12 protein-coding genes are annotated in these 14,259 nt (G+C 67.2%); 2 read left to right on the top strand and 10 right to left on the bottom strand.

The window, feature by feature from the left end:
- Positions 1–12: 12 nt before the first annotated feature.
- From KO481_RS35290 to KO481_RS35270, 5 genes are all read right to left on the bottom strand, one after another.
- Positions 13–513 carry a MarR family winged helix-turn-helix transcriptional regulator gene (locus tag KO481_RS35290; RefSeq protein WP_215922840.1) on the bottom strand — a complete coding sequence of 167 codons (501 nt, stop codon included), beginning with the start codon at positions 511–513 and terminating at the stop codon, positions 13–15.
- Positions 514–869: 356 nt separating this feature from the next.
- Positions 870–1,148 (bottom strand): hypothetical protein, encoded by a 279-nt coding sequence (locus KO481_RS35285; protein WP_215922839.1) that lies wholly within the window; start codon positions 1,146–1,148, stop codon positions 870–872.
- Position 1,149: 1 nt separating this feature from the next.
- On the bottom strand, positions 1,150–2,673 hold the full coding sequence (locus KO481_RS35280) for a hypothetical protein (protein WP_308166899.1): 1,524 nt from the start codon (positions 2,671–2,673) through the stop codon (positions 1,150–1,152).
- Between the two features lie 318 nt (positions 2,674–2,991).
- Complete coding sequence (fadD32, locus tag KO481_RS35275) at positions 2,992–4,863, bottom strand: long-chain-fatty-acid--AMP ligase FadD32 (RefSeq protein WP_245401979.1); 1,872 nt, start codon at positions 4,861–4,863, stop codon at positions 2,992–2,994.
- Between the two features lie 100 nt (positions 4,864–4,963).
- Positions 4,964–6,205 carry a KasA/KasB family beta-ketoacyl-ACP synthase gene (locus KO481_RS35270; RefSeq protein WP_215922929.1) on the bottom strand — a complete coding sequence of 414 codons (1,242 nt, stop codon included), beginning with the start codon at positions 6,203–6,205 and terminating at the stop codon, positions 4,964–4,966.
- Positions 6,206–6,529: 324 nt separating this feature from the next.
- Here KO481_RS35270 and KO481_RS35265 point away from each other — a divergent pair, with 324 nt between their 5' ends.
- The gene (locus KO481_RS35265) at positions 6,530–7,525 is read left to right on the top strand and encodes an acyl-ACP desaturase (RefSeq protein WP_215922928.1); all 996 of its coding nucleotides are present in this window, start codon (positions 6,530–6,532) and stop codon (positions 7,523–7,525) included.
- A 74-nt stretch (positions 7,526–7,599) separates the two neighbouring features.
- Here KO481_RS35265 and KO481_RS35260 read toward each other — a convergent pair whose 3' ends face one another.
- From KO481_RS35260 to KO481_RS35245, 4 genes are all read right to left on the bottom strand, one after another.
- On the bottom strand, positions 7,600–8,340 hold the full coding sequence (locus KO481_RS35260) for a VIT1/CCC1 transporter family protein (RefSeq protein ID WP_372452170.1): 741 nt from the start codon (positions 8,338–8,340) through the stop codon (positions 7,600–7,602).
- A gap of 649 nt (positions 8,341–8,989) precedes the next feature.
- On the bottom strand, positions 8,990–10,318 hold the full coding sequence (locus KO481_RS35255; RefSeq protein ID WP_215922838.1) for a DUF1254 domain-containing protein: 1,329 nt from the start codon (positions 10,316–10,318) through the stop codon (positions 8,990–8,992).
- Positions 10,319–10,567: 249 nt separating this feature from the next.
- Positions 10,568–11,062 (bottom strand): methylated-DNA--[protein]-cysteine S-methyltransferase, encoded by a 495-nt coding sequence (locus KO481_RS35250; protein ID WP_215922837.1) that lies wholly within the window; start codon positions 11,060–11,062, stop codon positions 10,568–10,570.
- A gap of 140 nt (positions 11,063–11,202) precedes the next feature.
- The gene (locus tag KO481_RS35245) at positions 11,203–12,663 is read right to left on the bottom strand and encodes a flavin-containing monooxygenase (RefSeq protein WP_215922926.1); all 1,461 of its coding nucleotides are present in this window, start codon (positions 12,661–12,663) and stop codon (positions 11,203–11,205) included.
- Here KO481_RS35245 and KO481_RS35240 point away from each other — a divergent pair.
- A complete protein-coding gene (locus KO481_RS35240; RefSeq protein ID WP_245401977.1) occupies positions 12,655–13,749 on the top strand; it encodes an AraC family transcriptional regulator in 1,095 nt (364 codons plus the stop codon). The two genes, KO481_RS35245 and KO481_RS35240, sit on opposite strands and share 9 nt — an antisense overlap.
- Before the next feature lie 21 nt (positions 13,750–13,770).
- Here the strand turns inward: KO481_RS35240 and KO481_RS35235 are convergent, their stop codons facing one another.
- Positions 13,771–14,244 carry a nuclear transport factor 2 family protein gene (locus KO481_RS35235; RefSeq protein WP_215922836.1) on the bottom strand — a complete coding sequence of 158 codons (474 nt, stop codon included), beginning with the start codon at positions 14,242–14,244 and terminating at the stop codon, positions 13,771–13,773.
- Between the last annotated feature and the right edge of the window lie 15 nt (positions 14,245–14,259).

Genomic DNA, 14,259 nt, shown 5'->3' with positions numbered 1-14,259 from the left:
GTCTTTCTAGCCTTATTTCGGTTCGGCCGTACATGGAGTAGTCGTCTCGATATCGGCGTTCAGCCGATCGAGCAGGGTTATCAGGGCGGATCGCTCCCCCACGGGCCAGTCGGCAAGAATGCCGGCGAGCCAGAGATTGCGCTGGCGGCGGTTCTCCTCGAAGACCCGCACTCCCTCCTCGGTGGCTGCGAGGACGCAGGCGCGGCCGTCGACGGGATCGGCCCGGCGTTCGACCATGCCATGTGTGACAAGGGATCTGGTTTGCCTGCTGATGGTGGAAATCTCAGCGTGCAGCTGCTCGGCGAGTTTGCCGGTTCGCTGTGGACCGTCGTGGACCAGGCAGAACAGCACGGCATAGGCGAGCTTGTCGAGCCCGTCGGGTCCGTGCGCCGCCAGCTGCGTCTTCGTTCGGTTCATCGCCCGCATGAACCGGATCAGCTGGGCGCCGAGACGATCGGCGTCGTCCGATACAGCGGTATCGGACGTGGAGGCCACGGGGGCCAGGGTGGTCATGGGGATTCACCTTCTCCCTCATCTACAGACTTTGGTTAGCGCATACAACTAGTTGCCAATGCCAACTATACATTCGGTCAGGCATCGTGGCGCAAATCGTTTTCTGCCCGGCACCACAACCTCTCCCTGACCGGCCCGAACGTCCTCCCCGACCCCCGCGGCTGGGCCCGGACCGGCAGTTCGCACACGTCACGGCCGGCGCGCGAAAAACCCGATAACAGTGGTTCGACGTGGTCGAATGCGTGGATGAACAACCGACCGACACGAAACGGTTGCGATTCTGGTCGGTTGCCCACCAACTGTGAGAACAGCCGAATTCGCCTCTGTAATCCCCCTCACAACGCCACGCGGGGACCTTATCGACCCTGAATTTCCCGCGCGGTCTCGGCGACGAACCGGTGGACGAGTTCGAACGGCAGCGGATGGTCGGTGAACGCGGTGAACATGAATCCGCCCGCGGCGTCGTCCTTGAACACCTCGAGCACGATCCCCCGGCCCGGAGACGGGCCGACATCCTCGAGTTCCCAGCCGAAGCCGTCGCGGTCGTTGACGTCGGTCACCCTCCAGACCAGGTAGACGCGCCCCCGATATTCCCACGGCGGCGACAACGCCTGCGACGTGGCAGCGTCGGACATTTCAGTCCGTCTTCTTCGCGCGGAAGAACATCACCTGATCACCGTACTCCGTGAGCGGATGTGCCTGCCCGGCCTGCCGAATGCCGCTGACGGGCAGGTTGGTCAGCTTGGAAAATGTCGCAGTATTGCCGAATGCCGCGCGCACCTGGGTTTCCGAGGCGTAATCGGCGCCGTAATCGGACAGGGCGGCGAAGTTCAACGGGGCCAGCGGTTTGTCCAGCGGGAGCTGCCCCGCGGGCCGCCCCAGCGCGGCGTACTGGGTGGCCACCCCGTCGGCGTACCAGCACAATTCGTAGGAGATCTGCTCGATGGTGTTCACCGTGATCACCGGCCAGCGCTGCGAAAGACGCAGTGCCAGCGGATTTTTTCCGCACGGGGTGAGTTCCCAGCGCAGGCTGGCCACCGTGATCCAGCTGCCGCCGCTGCGCTGCACCAGCACCACGTCGTCGCCGAGGCGCTCGGCCGTGTTCATCTCGGGATCGGGGATGCCCCAGTGCGTTTCGTGCACGCCCTGATACTTCGCACTGACGGTGGGCTCGGCGCCGTCCTCGGCGAAGGCGGCGACGACCGCGGCGCGCACCTGGGCCGGTCCGTCTGGACTGGTGCAGCGCACGGCGATCGCGCCGAAGGAGGTGGCGATCTCCACCGGCTTGGACGGCAGGTCCGGAAGCGCCCCCGCGACCAAGGGTTTGAGCCCTATCAGGCCCAACTTCCAGTTGATCTCCTCGATCGTGGACAGGTCACCCGAGGTCTGATACAGGATCCGCTGCTGGGTCAGGTATCCCGCGCGCTCGAGCGTCTGGCAGTGCAGCTTCTCCAGCGCGGTCGCGGTTTTGGCGGTGAAGTCGAGTTCGGAGATGCGGGTCTCGCGCAGCCGCGTGGTCATCTGGGGCGTGGTCCACGCCGCATACCGCTCGCGGTACATCGCCAGGGCCTGCTTGCGCGCGCGGCCGATCATCAGCGTGCGCAGCAGCATGTTCAGGCTGGCCAGGTAGTAGCGGCCCGACTGCTCCGGATCGGCCGCGAACAGCCCCGCCCGGATGCGCACGGCCTCGGCGCTGGCGTCCACGGCCGCATCGGGATCCAGCCGGCACAGCCACACCCCGCACTTGGACAGCCCGTCGGCGCAGACCGCGGCCGCGGCCGGATACTTCTGTGCCACCTGGTGATACGCGTCGCAGGCCTGGCGGATGGTCGAGGTGGCCAGTTCCCGGTGGCCGATGGTGCGCGCGGCCTCCTCGAACAACCGCAGCGCGTCGGTGACCTGGCCGGCGAACTGCGCGGTGACGTGTCCGGCCATGAGCCAGCGCAGCCGGATCAGCACCGCCTCCTGCGCGGGCTCGAGCGCGGCGGGCGACCTGTCGCGGCTCCCCTCGGCGGTCTTGGTGGCGATCAGCGCACGCGCCGCGTCGCACAGGGATTCGGCCAGCCGGAGTTCGGCCTCGGCCGTCCGGTCGTGCGCGGCCGCTCGCCGATCCTCGGCGATCCGGCGCTCGATGGTGCTCAGCTCCATCGCAATCTCCACTCCCGCATATCCTTCCACACATCCGGGGTGGCAAGCCTGGTCGAACTTGCGGAGCCGGTGGGGCGGGTAGATACGGTCGTCGAGCGGCCGCATCGTGCCGTGCCGAGTCTGCCACATATCCGCGCCCCGCATCGACCGGACGGTGACCGCATTCGCGGCGGCCTGCTCGGGGACCACCGGCCGTGCTCGGCGCGGTCCGGGAGCCGAGGCGGGTGCCCGTCGCTACCGCGAGTGCTGGGCCTGACGGGCGGCGCGGTGTAGCAATCCGCCCGGGGCTCCGGCGAAAGATCCGCCGGAGCCCGCCCGATGTGACGATCGTTACGCCTCGGCGTCCGGGAACTCCTGCTGGCGACGCCCGCCGCGCAGCGTGCCGTCCAGGTACGCCGCCTTGCATGCGCGCCGGGCGATCTTGCCGCTGGAGGTGCGCGGGATCGAGCCCGCGGGCACCAGCAGCAGGTCCCGGACGGTCACGCCGTGCTTGGCGGCGATGGCCGCGCGCACCACCTCGGCGATGGGCTCGGAATCCAATTTCGCTGCGCCCGTGCCTCGTTCGGCAACGATGACCAGCTGCTCCGAACCCGCCGACGCACCGGCGTCGAGCATGGACTGCGGGATCTCGTTGGCTGCCAGGGAGAATGCGGCAACGAACCCGGGACGCAGGGAGTCCGAGGCCTCCTGCGCCGACAGCTCGAGATCCTGCGGGTAGTGATTGCGGCCATCGACGATGACCAGATCCTTGACCCGGCCGGTGATGAACAGCTCGCCCTCGTAGTAGGCCCCGAAATCACCGGTGCTCATCCAATTCGCCTCCGGCGCAGTGCCTTCGGCGTGGCTGTCCGGCTGCCGGGCGGTGAGCCGGTTGCGGAACGTGTCCTCGCTCTCCTGCTCCCGGCCCCAGTATCCGATGCCCATGTTGTTGCCGTGCAACCAGATCTCGCCGACCTCGCCGTCCGGGCGCTCGGCCCCGGTCGCGGGGTCCACGATCACGCCCCACTGCGACAGCGCGACGTATCCGCAGGACACCTGCGGCACAGCGTTTTCCGCCGTCGGATCGACCGGCACCATGCGCCCGGCGTTGAGCTCGCGCCGGTCGACGTACACGACCTTGGCCTCGTCGTCGCGCTTGGTGGCCGAGACGAACAGCGTCGCCTCCGCCATGCCGTAGCAGGGCTTCATCGCCGTCTTGGGCAGCCCGTACGGGGTGAACGCGTCGTTGAACTTCTGCATCGATGCCACCGACACCGGCTCGCTACCGTTGATCAGCCCGATCACGTTCGACAGGTCCAGGTCCTCGCCCGGCTTCGGCAGGCCGCGCACCGCCGCGTGCTCGTACGCGAAATTCGGTGCGGCAGCGTAGGTCGAGGCGCCGTCGGAGGCCGCGGCGAGCTCCTTGATCCAGCGGTACGGCCGCCGCACGAACGCGCTCGGGGACATGATGGTGATGAACTTGCCGCCGACCGCGGGCAGGATCACGCACAGCAGGCCCATGTCGTGGAACATCGGCAGCCAGGTGACACCGCGCGCGTTCCAGTCGATGCCGATCGAGTCGATCATCTGCAGCAGGTTCGTTCCCACTGCGCGATGGGTGATCTCGACACCGGCTGGAACCCGCGTGGAGCCCGAGGTGTACTGCAGATAGGCCACGCTGTCGATGTCGATATCCGGCATCGTCCAGCTCTCGCCGACGCTGTCGGGGATCGCGTCGACCGCGATGATGCGGGGCCGCTGCGCGGCCGGTAGCTCCCGGAAGATTTCGCGCACCCGGGCCGCGGCCGAGCTCGCGGTCAGGATCGCCGAGGGCCGGCAGTCGCCGAGCACGGCATGCACCCGGCCGGTGTGACCCAGCTCCTCCGGATCGAACAGCGGCACAGCGATATTCCCCGCATAGACCGCGGCGAACATCGCGACGACGTAGTCGAGTCCCTGGGGGGCCAGGATCGCCACGCGATCGCGCGGCTTGGTCACCTGCTGCAGTCGCGCCGCGACCGCGCGCAATCGGATACCGAACTGGCGCCAGGTGAGCTCGAGGTATTCACCATCACGCTCGCGCGAGTAGTCGATGTAGCGGTATGCGAGCTCATCTCCGTTCGCCGCGCTGTGCATGTCGACGAAGTCGATCAGGGTCGAGTCGCCCCGGATCTTGATGTTGCCCTGCTCATCGAGATAGTCATCCCAGGTCTTGCCGATCATTCCCCATCCTTTTTCACGCACACCTCTACGAGGTGTGATGACACCGAACACGGATCGACACCGAAGCCCGAAGAGTAGCAGGCGCTCCGGTCGCGGTCGTTCAGTATCGTCCGAAGGCCAGCGACACGTTGTGCCCGCCGAAGCCGAACGAGTTCTTCACCGCGTAGTCGATCCGGCCCGAACGGGCCTGTCCGGACACGACATCGAGGTCGATCTCCGGATCCTTGTTGTCGAGGTTGAGCGTCGGCGGCACGATGCCGTCGCGGATGCTGAGCACCGTGAGCACCGATTCCAGCGCACCGACCGCGCCGATCGAGTGCCCCAGAGCAGACTTGGGAGCATAGACCGAGGCGTGGTTGCCGATCGAGGCGTTGATGGCCAGCGCCTCGGACGTGTCGCCGATCGGCGTCGCGGTGGCGTGCGCATTCACATGCGTCACATCGTCTTTCGACAGTCCCGCGGTCTCGATGGCGCGCTTGATCGCCCGCGCCGCGCCCTTGCCCTTCAGGTCGGGGGCCACCAGGTGGAAGCCGTCGGAGGTGACGCCCGCGCCCATCAGCCGCGCGTGAATGGTGGCACCGCGGGCCTTGGCGTGCTCCTCGGTCTCGACCACCATCATCGCGCCCGCCTCACCGAAGACGAATCCGTCGCGATCCCTGTCGAACGGGCGCGACGCCCGCTTGGGTTCGTCGTTGCGGGTGCTCATCGCGCGCATCATGGTGAACGCGGCGATCGGCACGGCCTGGATCGATCCCTCGACGCCGCCGGTGACGACCATGTCGGCATCGCCCATCACGATCATTCGCCAGGCGTTCGCGATCGCCTCCGAACCGGACGAACAGGCCGAAACCAGCGTCGAGACACCGGCTTTCGCGCCGATCTCCAGGCTGATGACCGCGCCGGCGCCGTTGGGCATGATCTGCTGGACGGCCAGCGGCTTGACCTTGCGATACCCGCCGCGCTGCATCTTGTTGGTCATGTCGATGTAGATCTCCGCGCCGCCCATTCCGGTGCCCATCGACACCCCGAGCCGGTCCGGATCGACCCGCGGGCTGCCCGCGTTGCGCCACACCTCGCGGCCCAGCACCAGCGCCATCTGCTCGACGTAGGACAGGCGCCGGACCTCCGCGGGGGTCAGCGAATCCTCCGGCTTGACCTTCAGATGCCCGCCGATGCGCACCGGGAGCTCGAACTGCTCGATGAAGTCGTCCTCGAGGACGTCGATGCCGCTCTCCCCGTTGAGCAGTCCCTTCCACGTGGAGTCGACGTCCCCGGCGATCGACGTGGTCGCTGCCAGGCTGGTGACGACCACGCTGGGAAAACCCTTACTGCTGACACTCATCATGCTCAGCTCACTTTCGATGGCAATCCTCTGGCGAATAGTCCCGGTACGGGACTGTCTTCGGCGCCGATCGCGGCGCGAGCGCGGCCGAAACGGCGTGAACCGGACATCGAATACCACTTCAGCAGGAGTTCGGTCCTCTTTAATGCGACGCGCCCTCCTGCCCTCGAGTGCCCGGCAGGGTCGGACTACATTATCGGGGGCGGAACCGACCGGAGTTGCCATGTGACACGCAGCAATCCGATCGCTATTGCACTGTACCGGGTTTCTTCGTGCACCGTCTCATTCACAGATAGCCGATCCGACATGAGGAAGGGCTTGTTCGTGGCCAGGAAGCTGACTCAGCTCGAACTGCTGATGGAGCTGGAACCCATCGCCGAGCAGAATGTTGACCGACATCTGTCGATGGCCAAGCCGTGGCATCCGCACGACTACGTGCCGTGGGACTCCGGTCGCAACTTCGCGGCAATGGGCGGGACGGACTGGGATCCTGAGCAGTCGACGCTCAGCGAGGTCGCCAAGGCCGCGATGATCACCAACCTGCTCACCGAGGACAATCTGCCCTCGTACCACCGCGAGATCGCCGAGAACTTCTCCCAGGACGGCGCCTGGGGCACCTGGGTCGGCCGCTGGACCGCCGAGGAAAACCGCCACGGCATCGTCATCCGCGACTACCTGGTGGTCACCCGCGCGGTGGATCCGGTCGCGCTCGAGCGTGCCCGGATGGTGCACATGACCCAGGGCTACAACCCCATCAAGATGCTTCGCGACGCCGGCGCCGAGCTGGAACACGTCACCGATCGCGGATTCCTGCATTCGGTGGCCTACGTGACCTTCCAGGAGCTGGCCACCAGGGTGTCGCATCGCAATACCGGCAAGGTGTGCGACGACCCGATCGCCGATCGCATGCTGCAGCGCATCGCCGCCGACGAGAACCTGCACATGATCTTCTACCGCAACGTCTGTGGCGCGGCGCTGGACCTGTCGCCCGATCAGGCCCTCGCGGCGATCGCCGAGATCGTGTGCCACTTCCAGATGCCCGGTTACGGCATGCCGGACTGGCGCCGCAACGGCGTGCTGATGGCCAAGCACGGGGTCTACGATCTGCGCCAGCACCTCGAGGAGGTGGTGATGCCGGTGTTGCGCAAGTGGAATGTGTTCGAGCGCAACGATTTCGGCGCCGAGGGCGACCGGATCCGGAATCAGCTCGGGGAATACCTGGAGAAGCTACAGGGCGATTGCGTGCGGTTCGAGGAGCAGCGCGACCGGGCGCTGGCGCGCGAGGCGCGCAAGCGAGATCTGGCGCCGGCCAAGGCATAACGCCTTCGGCTAGGCGTACCTCCGCATTCGCTCCGGCCATGCGCGGTTTCGGACGGCTTCGCCGACGGCGCCCATTAAACGACCAGCCCGACCAGGTGGCCGATCCCGAAGGTGACCGCCATCGCCAGCGCGCCGCCCACGAGCACTCGCACGGTGGCGCGCAGTACCGGGGCCTGCCCCAGCTTCGCCCCGACCGCGCCGGTGATCGCCAGCGCCACCAGTACGGCGACGGTGGTGACCGGAATCCGCAGCGCGACCGGAGTGAGGATCGCCAGCAGCGGCAGCAGCGCGCCGAGGGTGAAGGACAGCGCCGAGGAGAATGCGGCGTGCCGCGGATTGGTCAGGTCGGTCGGGTCGATGCCCAGTTCGGCCTCGGCGTGCGCGGTGAAGGCGTCGTTCTCGGTCAGCTCCTCGGCGACCTTCCACGCCGTCGCCGCGGACAGGCCCTTGCCCTCGTAGATCGCCGCGAGCTCGGCCAGCTCCGCCTCGGGCTGCTCGGCCAGTTCCCGGCGCTCCACCTCGAGAATCGCACGCTCGCTGTCGCGCTGCGTGCTGACCGATACGTACTCCCCGAGCGCCATCGACACCGCGCCGGCGGCCAGCCCCGCGATACCCGCGGTCAAAATCGTCGACCGCGTCGCCGTGGCAGCCGCCACACCGACGACAATTCCCGCCACGGAAACAATTCCGTCGTTGGCGCCCAGAACTCCGGCCCGCAGCCAATTCAACCGCGACGCCAGACCATTCCCATGCGGCTCCGGATGCACCTGCGGTGCAACCACAACGCCCTTCTCGAGCACTGCCTCATCACTCAGCACACGACTACGCTAACCAATTATCAGGCCGTCTACCAGCAATGGAAGGCTACCCATAACGAGGTAAACCAGTGCATACCAAGGGTTTACATACCTAACTCGGAGCCGCGCAGCAGCCCTGCGGATTTCGGCAGAATATATTTTCCGGCTGCCTGATTCGCCTGCTCAACCCGCTGTCCCACCGAGTGAGCCCCGAGCCCCCCCCCCGGCAATTTCCGTCGAACTCACGATGCGCCCTATCGTTCTCGCACTCTCGTCGAATCCGAGATCTTGTGACGCGAGTTACAGGCTACGCCCGCGAGCGCCGGGAGCGCACGATCCACAACCAGGTGACCGCGATCATCGCAACAAGGGCAGGTTTTCCGAAGAACAGGGCGACGGTGCCGAGAACAGGCGACCGAGGTCGCCACCACCCTCGCGGAATCGCCACGAAGAACACGAAATACCCCCAGCCCCAGGGCAATCGCGATCGCCACGAAAATCCCGAGCTTCGGGCCGACGGTGCTGTACCCGATCAGGAAGCCGATCGCGGGCGCCGCGCCGTCGAGCAGATGGCGCGGACCGTGCATGGTGCGGAACTTCGCCCACATGTCCGCGAGGGAGGCGTTCTGATCGGCGATAGATCGAGGGCCGGGCGGAAGAGGCCGCCTCAGGCGCGGCGCTCGATCGGCGCGGGCACGTAGCGGCCGTCCAGGACCTGTGGGTCCGGGATGTACACGCGCAGCAGCGGACGGAACGGACCGGCCGGGCACGGCAGCCAATTCGCCCGCGCCACAGGGTCTTCCGGTTCGGTATGGCTGATCGTGACGGTGAGCGCGCCGTGGGTGTCGAACACGATGCCCGGGGTGCGATCGCCGATCGAATAACGCCCGATCGGATTCTCGACCAGGTAGTAGTCCGGGACGTCGTACATGGTCAGCGACCAGAATCCGGCATTGGGCGGGATCGGATCCAGGCGCAGCGTGTAGGTGCGCTCGCCGGTCAGCTGCTCGCCCTTGTCGTCGAGGTAGATCGGCGAATATGCCGCCTCGTAGCCGTGGTTGCCCCACAGCCCGCCCAGCGCGGCGGCCGCGCGGGTGGCGAAGCGCACGGGTCCCTCCGCCATCTTCCACTGCGGCTCGTCGCGAGTGCCGATCTCGAAGAAGTCCAGGTTGTAGTCGAAGATGCGGAAGGACTGCACCCAGCCGTTCACGACGTCAGCGGCGCTGCCGCGGACCAACTGCTCGAGCATCTCCCTGCCCGCCTCGTACCCGGCCCCGAGGGCGGCGCGGACCGGCTCGGCGAGATCGGCGACGGGCACCTCGCCGGTCAGCCCGAGCGCGGCGAACGTCCGCTGCACCGGCAGGTCGCGCGCGGCCGGCGGAAACTCCTGCGACCAGGTGCGGAACTTCTCGAAGAAGGTGAGTGCCGCGCTCGCGTCGGCGGCGATCTCAGGCACCCCGGCCGGGACGCGCCCGGGCTCGAGCGGCTCGAGGGTCAGCGCGTCCTGGAGTGCCTTTGCGGCGGGCAGGTCCTGCGGGCCGGCGACGGCGTAACGCCCGACGATGGATGCCACGCGGGTGGGGAAGCGCACCGGAGTCGTTCCATCGGGCGCGGTCCCCGCCCACCCGGGCGGCACTAGCAGATACGTCCCCGCGTCGTTGCCGGTGCCGCGCGTGCCGATATAGGCGAAGTTGTTGGTCCAGGCGTCGACGAACTGCAGCACGTAGTAGCGGTCCGACGCGGGCACGCGCAGCACGATCGGGCCGACACCGAGATCGATCTGCGCGATCGAGTACAGCGTGTCGTTGTTGACGGTGACGAACGTATCCGAGGGTTTGGCCAGGCCCGGGGTGTGGCCGAAGGTGTTGAAGGGTGTGGGCGGGTTGGCGCCCAATCCGGTTCGCACGAACCTGTCGACCTGCTCCACGTCGAACACCAGCGGAAACCCGTACACGTAGGCCTGGGCGGCCCGCTGAATCAGTTCCTGATCGGTCATCGCTTGTGCCTCCTGCACCTGGTGGACCGGATCGAGGTGACCCACACGACACGAAGCATGGGCGTGCCACCGATACGGACGACGAATATCAACGCGGTTGGTCGAGACTCCGCCTCACTGATGAGGAGGCGGTGTAAGCCATACGTTTATATTGCATCCAGACTGCATTACAGGCAAGGCGACCTGATTAAAACCTTGCTGAGAAAACTATCGCGCGGTGATGGGTCCGGCCCGCAGCCGGACCCCTGTTCACACCGCGACGCGGGCGCCCTCGAGCTCCAGCAGCTCGCGCTTGCGCTCCACTCCGCCCGCGTAGCCGGTCAGCGACCCGTTCGCACCGATGACGCGGTGACAGGGCCGAACGATCAGCAGCGGATTCGCACCGATCGCCGCACCCACCGCCCGCACCGCGGCACGGGACGCACCGATCCGCGCGGCGATCTGCCCGTAGGTGACGGTGTCGCCGTACGGGATCTCGTCCAGCGCATCCCACACGCGCTGCTGGAAATCGCTTCCGGCGCCGTCGTATTCGATCTCGAACCGGTGCAGCTCGCCCCGGAAGTACGCCCGCAGCTGCGCGATGATCTCGGCGAAGGCGCCGGGATGCCGGACCCAGTCCGGCCGCACCGCGGCGCCCCGTCCGCCCGCCATCGACACCACCGTCAACACCACCGAAGCCCCGGACGGTTCGCCCGCGAGCAGCAGCTCCCCGACCGGGCTGTCCATCGTCGTGTACACGGTCATCGCACGTCCCTTCGCAGATCTCGTCGTGTTTCCCACTACCAATCTGCCGCAGGAGCGCCGCCCACACCGGCGGAAATCAGACATCGCGATCACAGGTAGCCCGACCGTCGTACCGACGCTGCCATCGGCCTCCGACTACCTCAGACCCGCTGCAGCGCAGCAGATTTCGTTACCGGGCGCAGGGTCTTGTCCAGATCGGCGCGCATGGTGGTGGCCGAGTCGAGGATGTAGTTCTGCCGCACCTTCCACGGGGTGCGGTCGCCCTGACGCGGGAAATCGCCGATCGAGCGCTGAATGTATCCCGAGCTCAGATCCAGCAGGGGGCGCTCGTTCAGCTCACCGCGCGGCTCCGGCACCACCGCGTCGAGCCCGCGGCGGTCCATGTGCGCGAGCACCTTGCAGACCAGGCGCGAGCTCAGATCGGCGCGCAACGTCCACGAGGCGTTGGTGTAGCCGATGCACACCGCGAAGTTCGGCACGCCGGTGAGCATCGCGCCCTGCCAGACGAACTGCTCGGGCAGCGCGACCGGTTCACCGTCGACGGTCAGCGAGATGCCGCCGAACGCAAGCATTTTCAGCCCGGTCGCCGAGACCACGACGTCGGCCTCGAGCACGCGGCCGGACTTCAGCCGAATCCCCTCGGGCACAAAGGAATCGATGTGATCGGTGACCACATCCGCCTTGCCCTTGCGCATCGCCTTGAAGAAGTCGGCGTCCGGGACCGCGCACAACCGCTGGTCCCACGGGTTGTAGCTGGGCGTGAAGTGCTCGGCCACCAGGGCCTCGTCCTTCAGGATGCGGGCGGCGATGCCGGTCAGCAGCCTGCGCGCCGACTCGGGCCGCCGCCGGCAGTACTGGTAGAAACCGACGTTGAACAGGATGTTCTTGGTGCGGATGACCCGGTGGGCCAGGTTCGGGGGCAGTAGCTCCCGGATCTTGTCGGCGTACTTGTCGCGGCCGGGCACCGCCGAGATCCAGGTCGGCGAGCGCTGCAGCATGGTGACCCGCTCGGCCTGCTCGGCCATGGCGGGCACCAGGGTGACCGCGGTGGCGCCGCTGCCGATGACGACCACCTTCTTGCCCGCGTAGTCCAGGTCCTCCGGCCAGAACTGCGGATACACCATCGTCCCGGCGAAGCTCTCCACGCCGGGGAAGTGCGGCGCATGCCCCTGGTCGTAGTCGTAGTAGCCCGCACAGCTGTACAGGAATCCGCAAGTGAGCGTGCGGGTCTCGCCGCCCTGCTGCAGGGTCAGCGTCCACCGGGCATCCGCGGTGGACCATTCCGCGGCGATCACCTTGGTGCCGTAGCGAATCCGGGAATCGATGCCGTACTGCGCCGCGGTTTCCCGGACGTACCGCAGGATCGAAGGCCCGTCGGCGATGGACTTCGCGTCGCGCCACGGCTTGAACGGGTAGCCGAGGGTGAACATGTCCGAGTCCGAGCGGATGCCGGGATACCGGAACAGATCCCAGGTGCCGCCCATCGCCTCGCGGGCCTCGAGGATGGCGTAGCTCTTGCCGGGCAGCTCGGTCTGCAACCGATAGGCGGCGCCGATACCGGACAGACCGGCACCGACGATGACGACGTCGACATGCTCCATACCCTCAGTGTGCTGGGCCACACGGCCTCCTTCTTGACTCTGCGCGACAAGTATTTGATTCTGGACGACATGTCGGTGATCAGATCCGCCGGGCTGCGGGGGTTTCGCGCCACGGTAGCCGAGCTGGGCGGCAATGCGGAGGACTTCGCGACCCGGGCCGGGCTGCCGGTCGCCGCGCTGGACGCCGACGATCTGCTGGTCCCCGACCACCTGATGGCGATGACCCTGGAGACCGCCGCGGCCGAGCTGAACTGCCCGGACCTGGGCCTGCGCATCGCGACCCGGCAGGACCTGAGCATGCTCGGCCCGCTCGCACTGGCCATCCGCAACTCCCCGACCCTGGCCGACGCGCTGGAATGCACCTCACGCTACCTGTTCGTGCACGCCCGGGCGCTGAGCCTGACGCTCGAGCCCGACCCGTACGGGGACCGCACCATCACCGCGCTGCACTACGGCGTGGAGCTCGGACGCGCGGTCACGGTCCAGGGCACCGACCTGGGCCTGGCATTCCTGCACCGCACCCTGTTGCTGCTGGTCGACGGGCCCTATGGACTGCGCTCGGTGGAACTGCCCTATCGCCCGCCGGCCCCGCGCGAGACCTACGAGGAATTCTTCGGCGCCCCCGTGCGATTCGATCGCCCGGCCGCGCTACTTCGCGTCCCGAGCAGCCTGGCTGCACGCGCGGTGCCCGGTGGGGACGAACATCTTTCGCGCCTGGCGATCGCCTTTCTCAACGAGCAGTCCGCGGGCGAGGGGGATTCCATCGTGCCGCGCGTGCGCGCCGCGGTTCAGCAGATGCTGGGCACGACCGCGCCCGAAATATCCGCCGTGGCAAGAATTTTGACACTGCATCCGAGAACCCTGCAGCGCCGGCTGGCCGCCGAGCACACCGGCTTCGCGACGATCCTGGACAATGTGCGCCGCGCCGAGGCGCACCGCTACCTGACCACGACCGATCTGCCGATGAGCCAGATCGCCTCGCTGCTGGGCCTGTCGGAGCAGTCCACCTTCACGCGCTGCTGTCAACGCTGGTGGGACGCAACACCTTCCGCGGTCCGCCGCGATCACGCGCTGGCGGTGCCGTGACCGTCACCGGAGCGGGAACTCTCAGCGACCGCGGTCGGCCCATGGATTGACCGACAGCGTGAATTCCGTGGCCTTCAGCGACATTCGCGCCTCGTAGATCCGCTGGTAGCCGGTGTGCGCGATCTTCCACTCGCCGTCCACGATTCGATACCGGTCGTGGTAGTAGGCGGCCCCGCGGATCATGACGTCGAATTCGGGCACGATCACGGTGTCCTCCAGACACCAGGTGCCGCTGGCGGTTTCGCCGTCGACCTCGATGACCGGATGCGTGCAGACGTGGACGGTGATGATGTTCGCCTCGAGCGAGGTGCGCATGTATCCGGCGATGGCGTCGCGGCCGCTGAACTGCAGCGGCCGCCCGCCGGACGGTGAGCCGTAATCGCCGGTGGCGTCCTCGGCGAACGTTTCGGCGAACGCGTCCCAGTTTTTCAGGTCCAGGGCCTGCAGGTACCGGTACTTGAGCGCACGGATCTGCTCGAGCGCAACGAGATCCATCGCGGCTCCCTTCTC

Source organism: Nocardia albiluteola (assembly GCF_018860155.1).
GTDB classification, from domain to species: Bacteria; Actinomycetota; Actinomycetes; order Mycobacteriales; family Mycobacteriaceae; genus Nocardia; species Nocardia albiluteola.
This window is presented reverse-complemented; position numbering and strand designations above follow the sequence as displayed.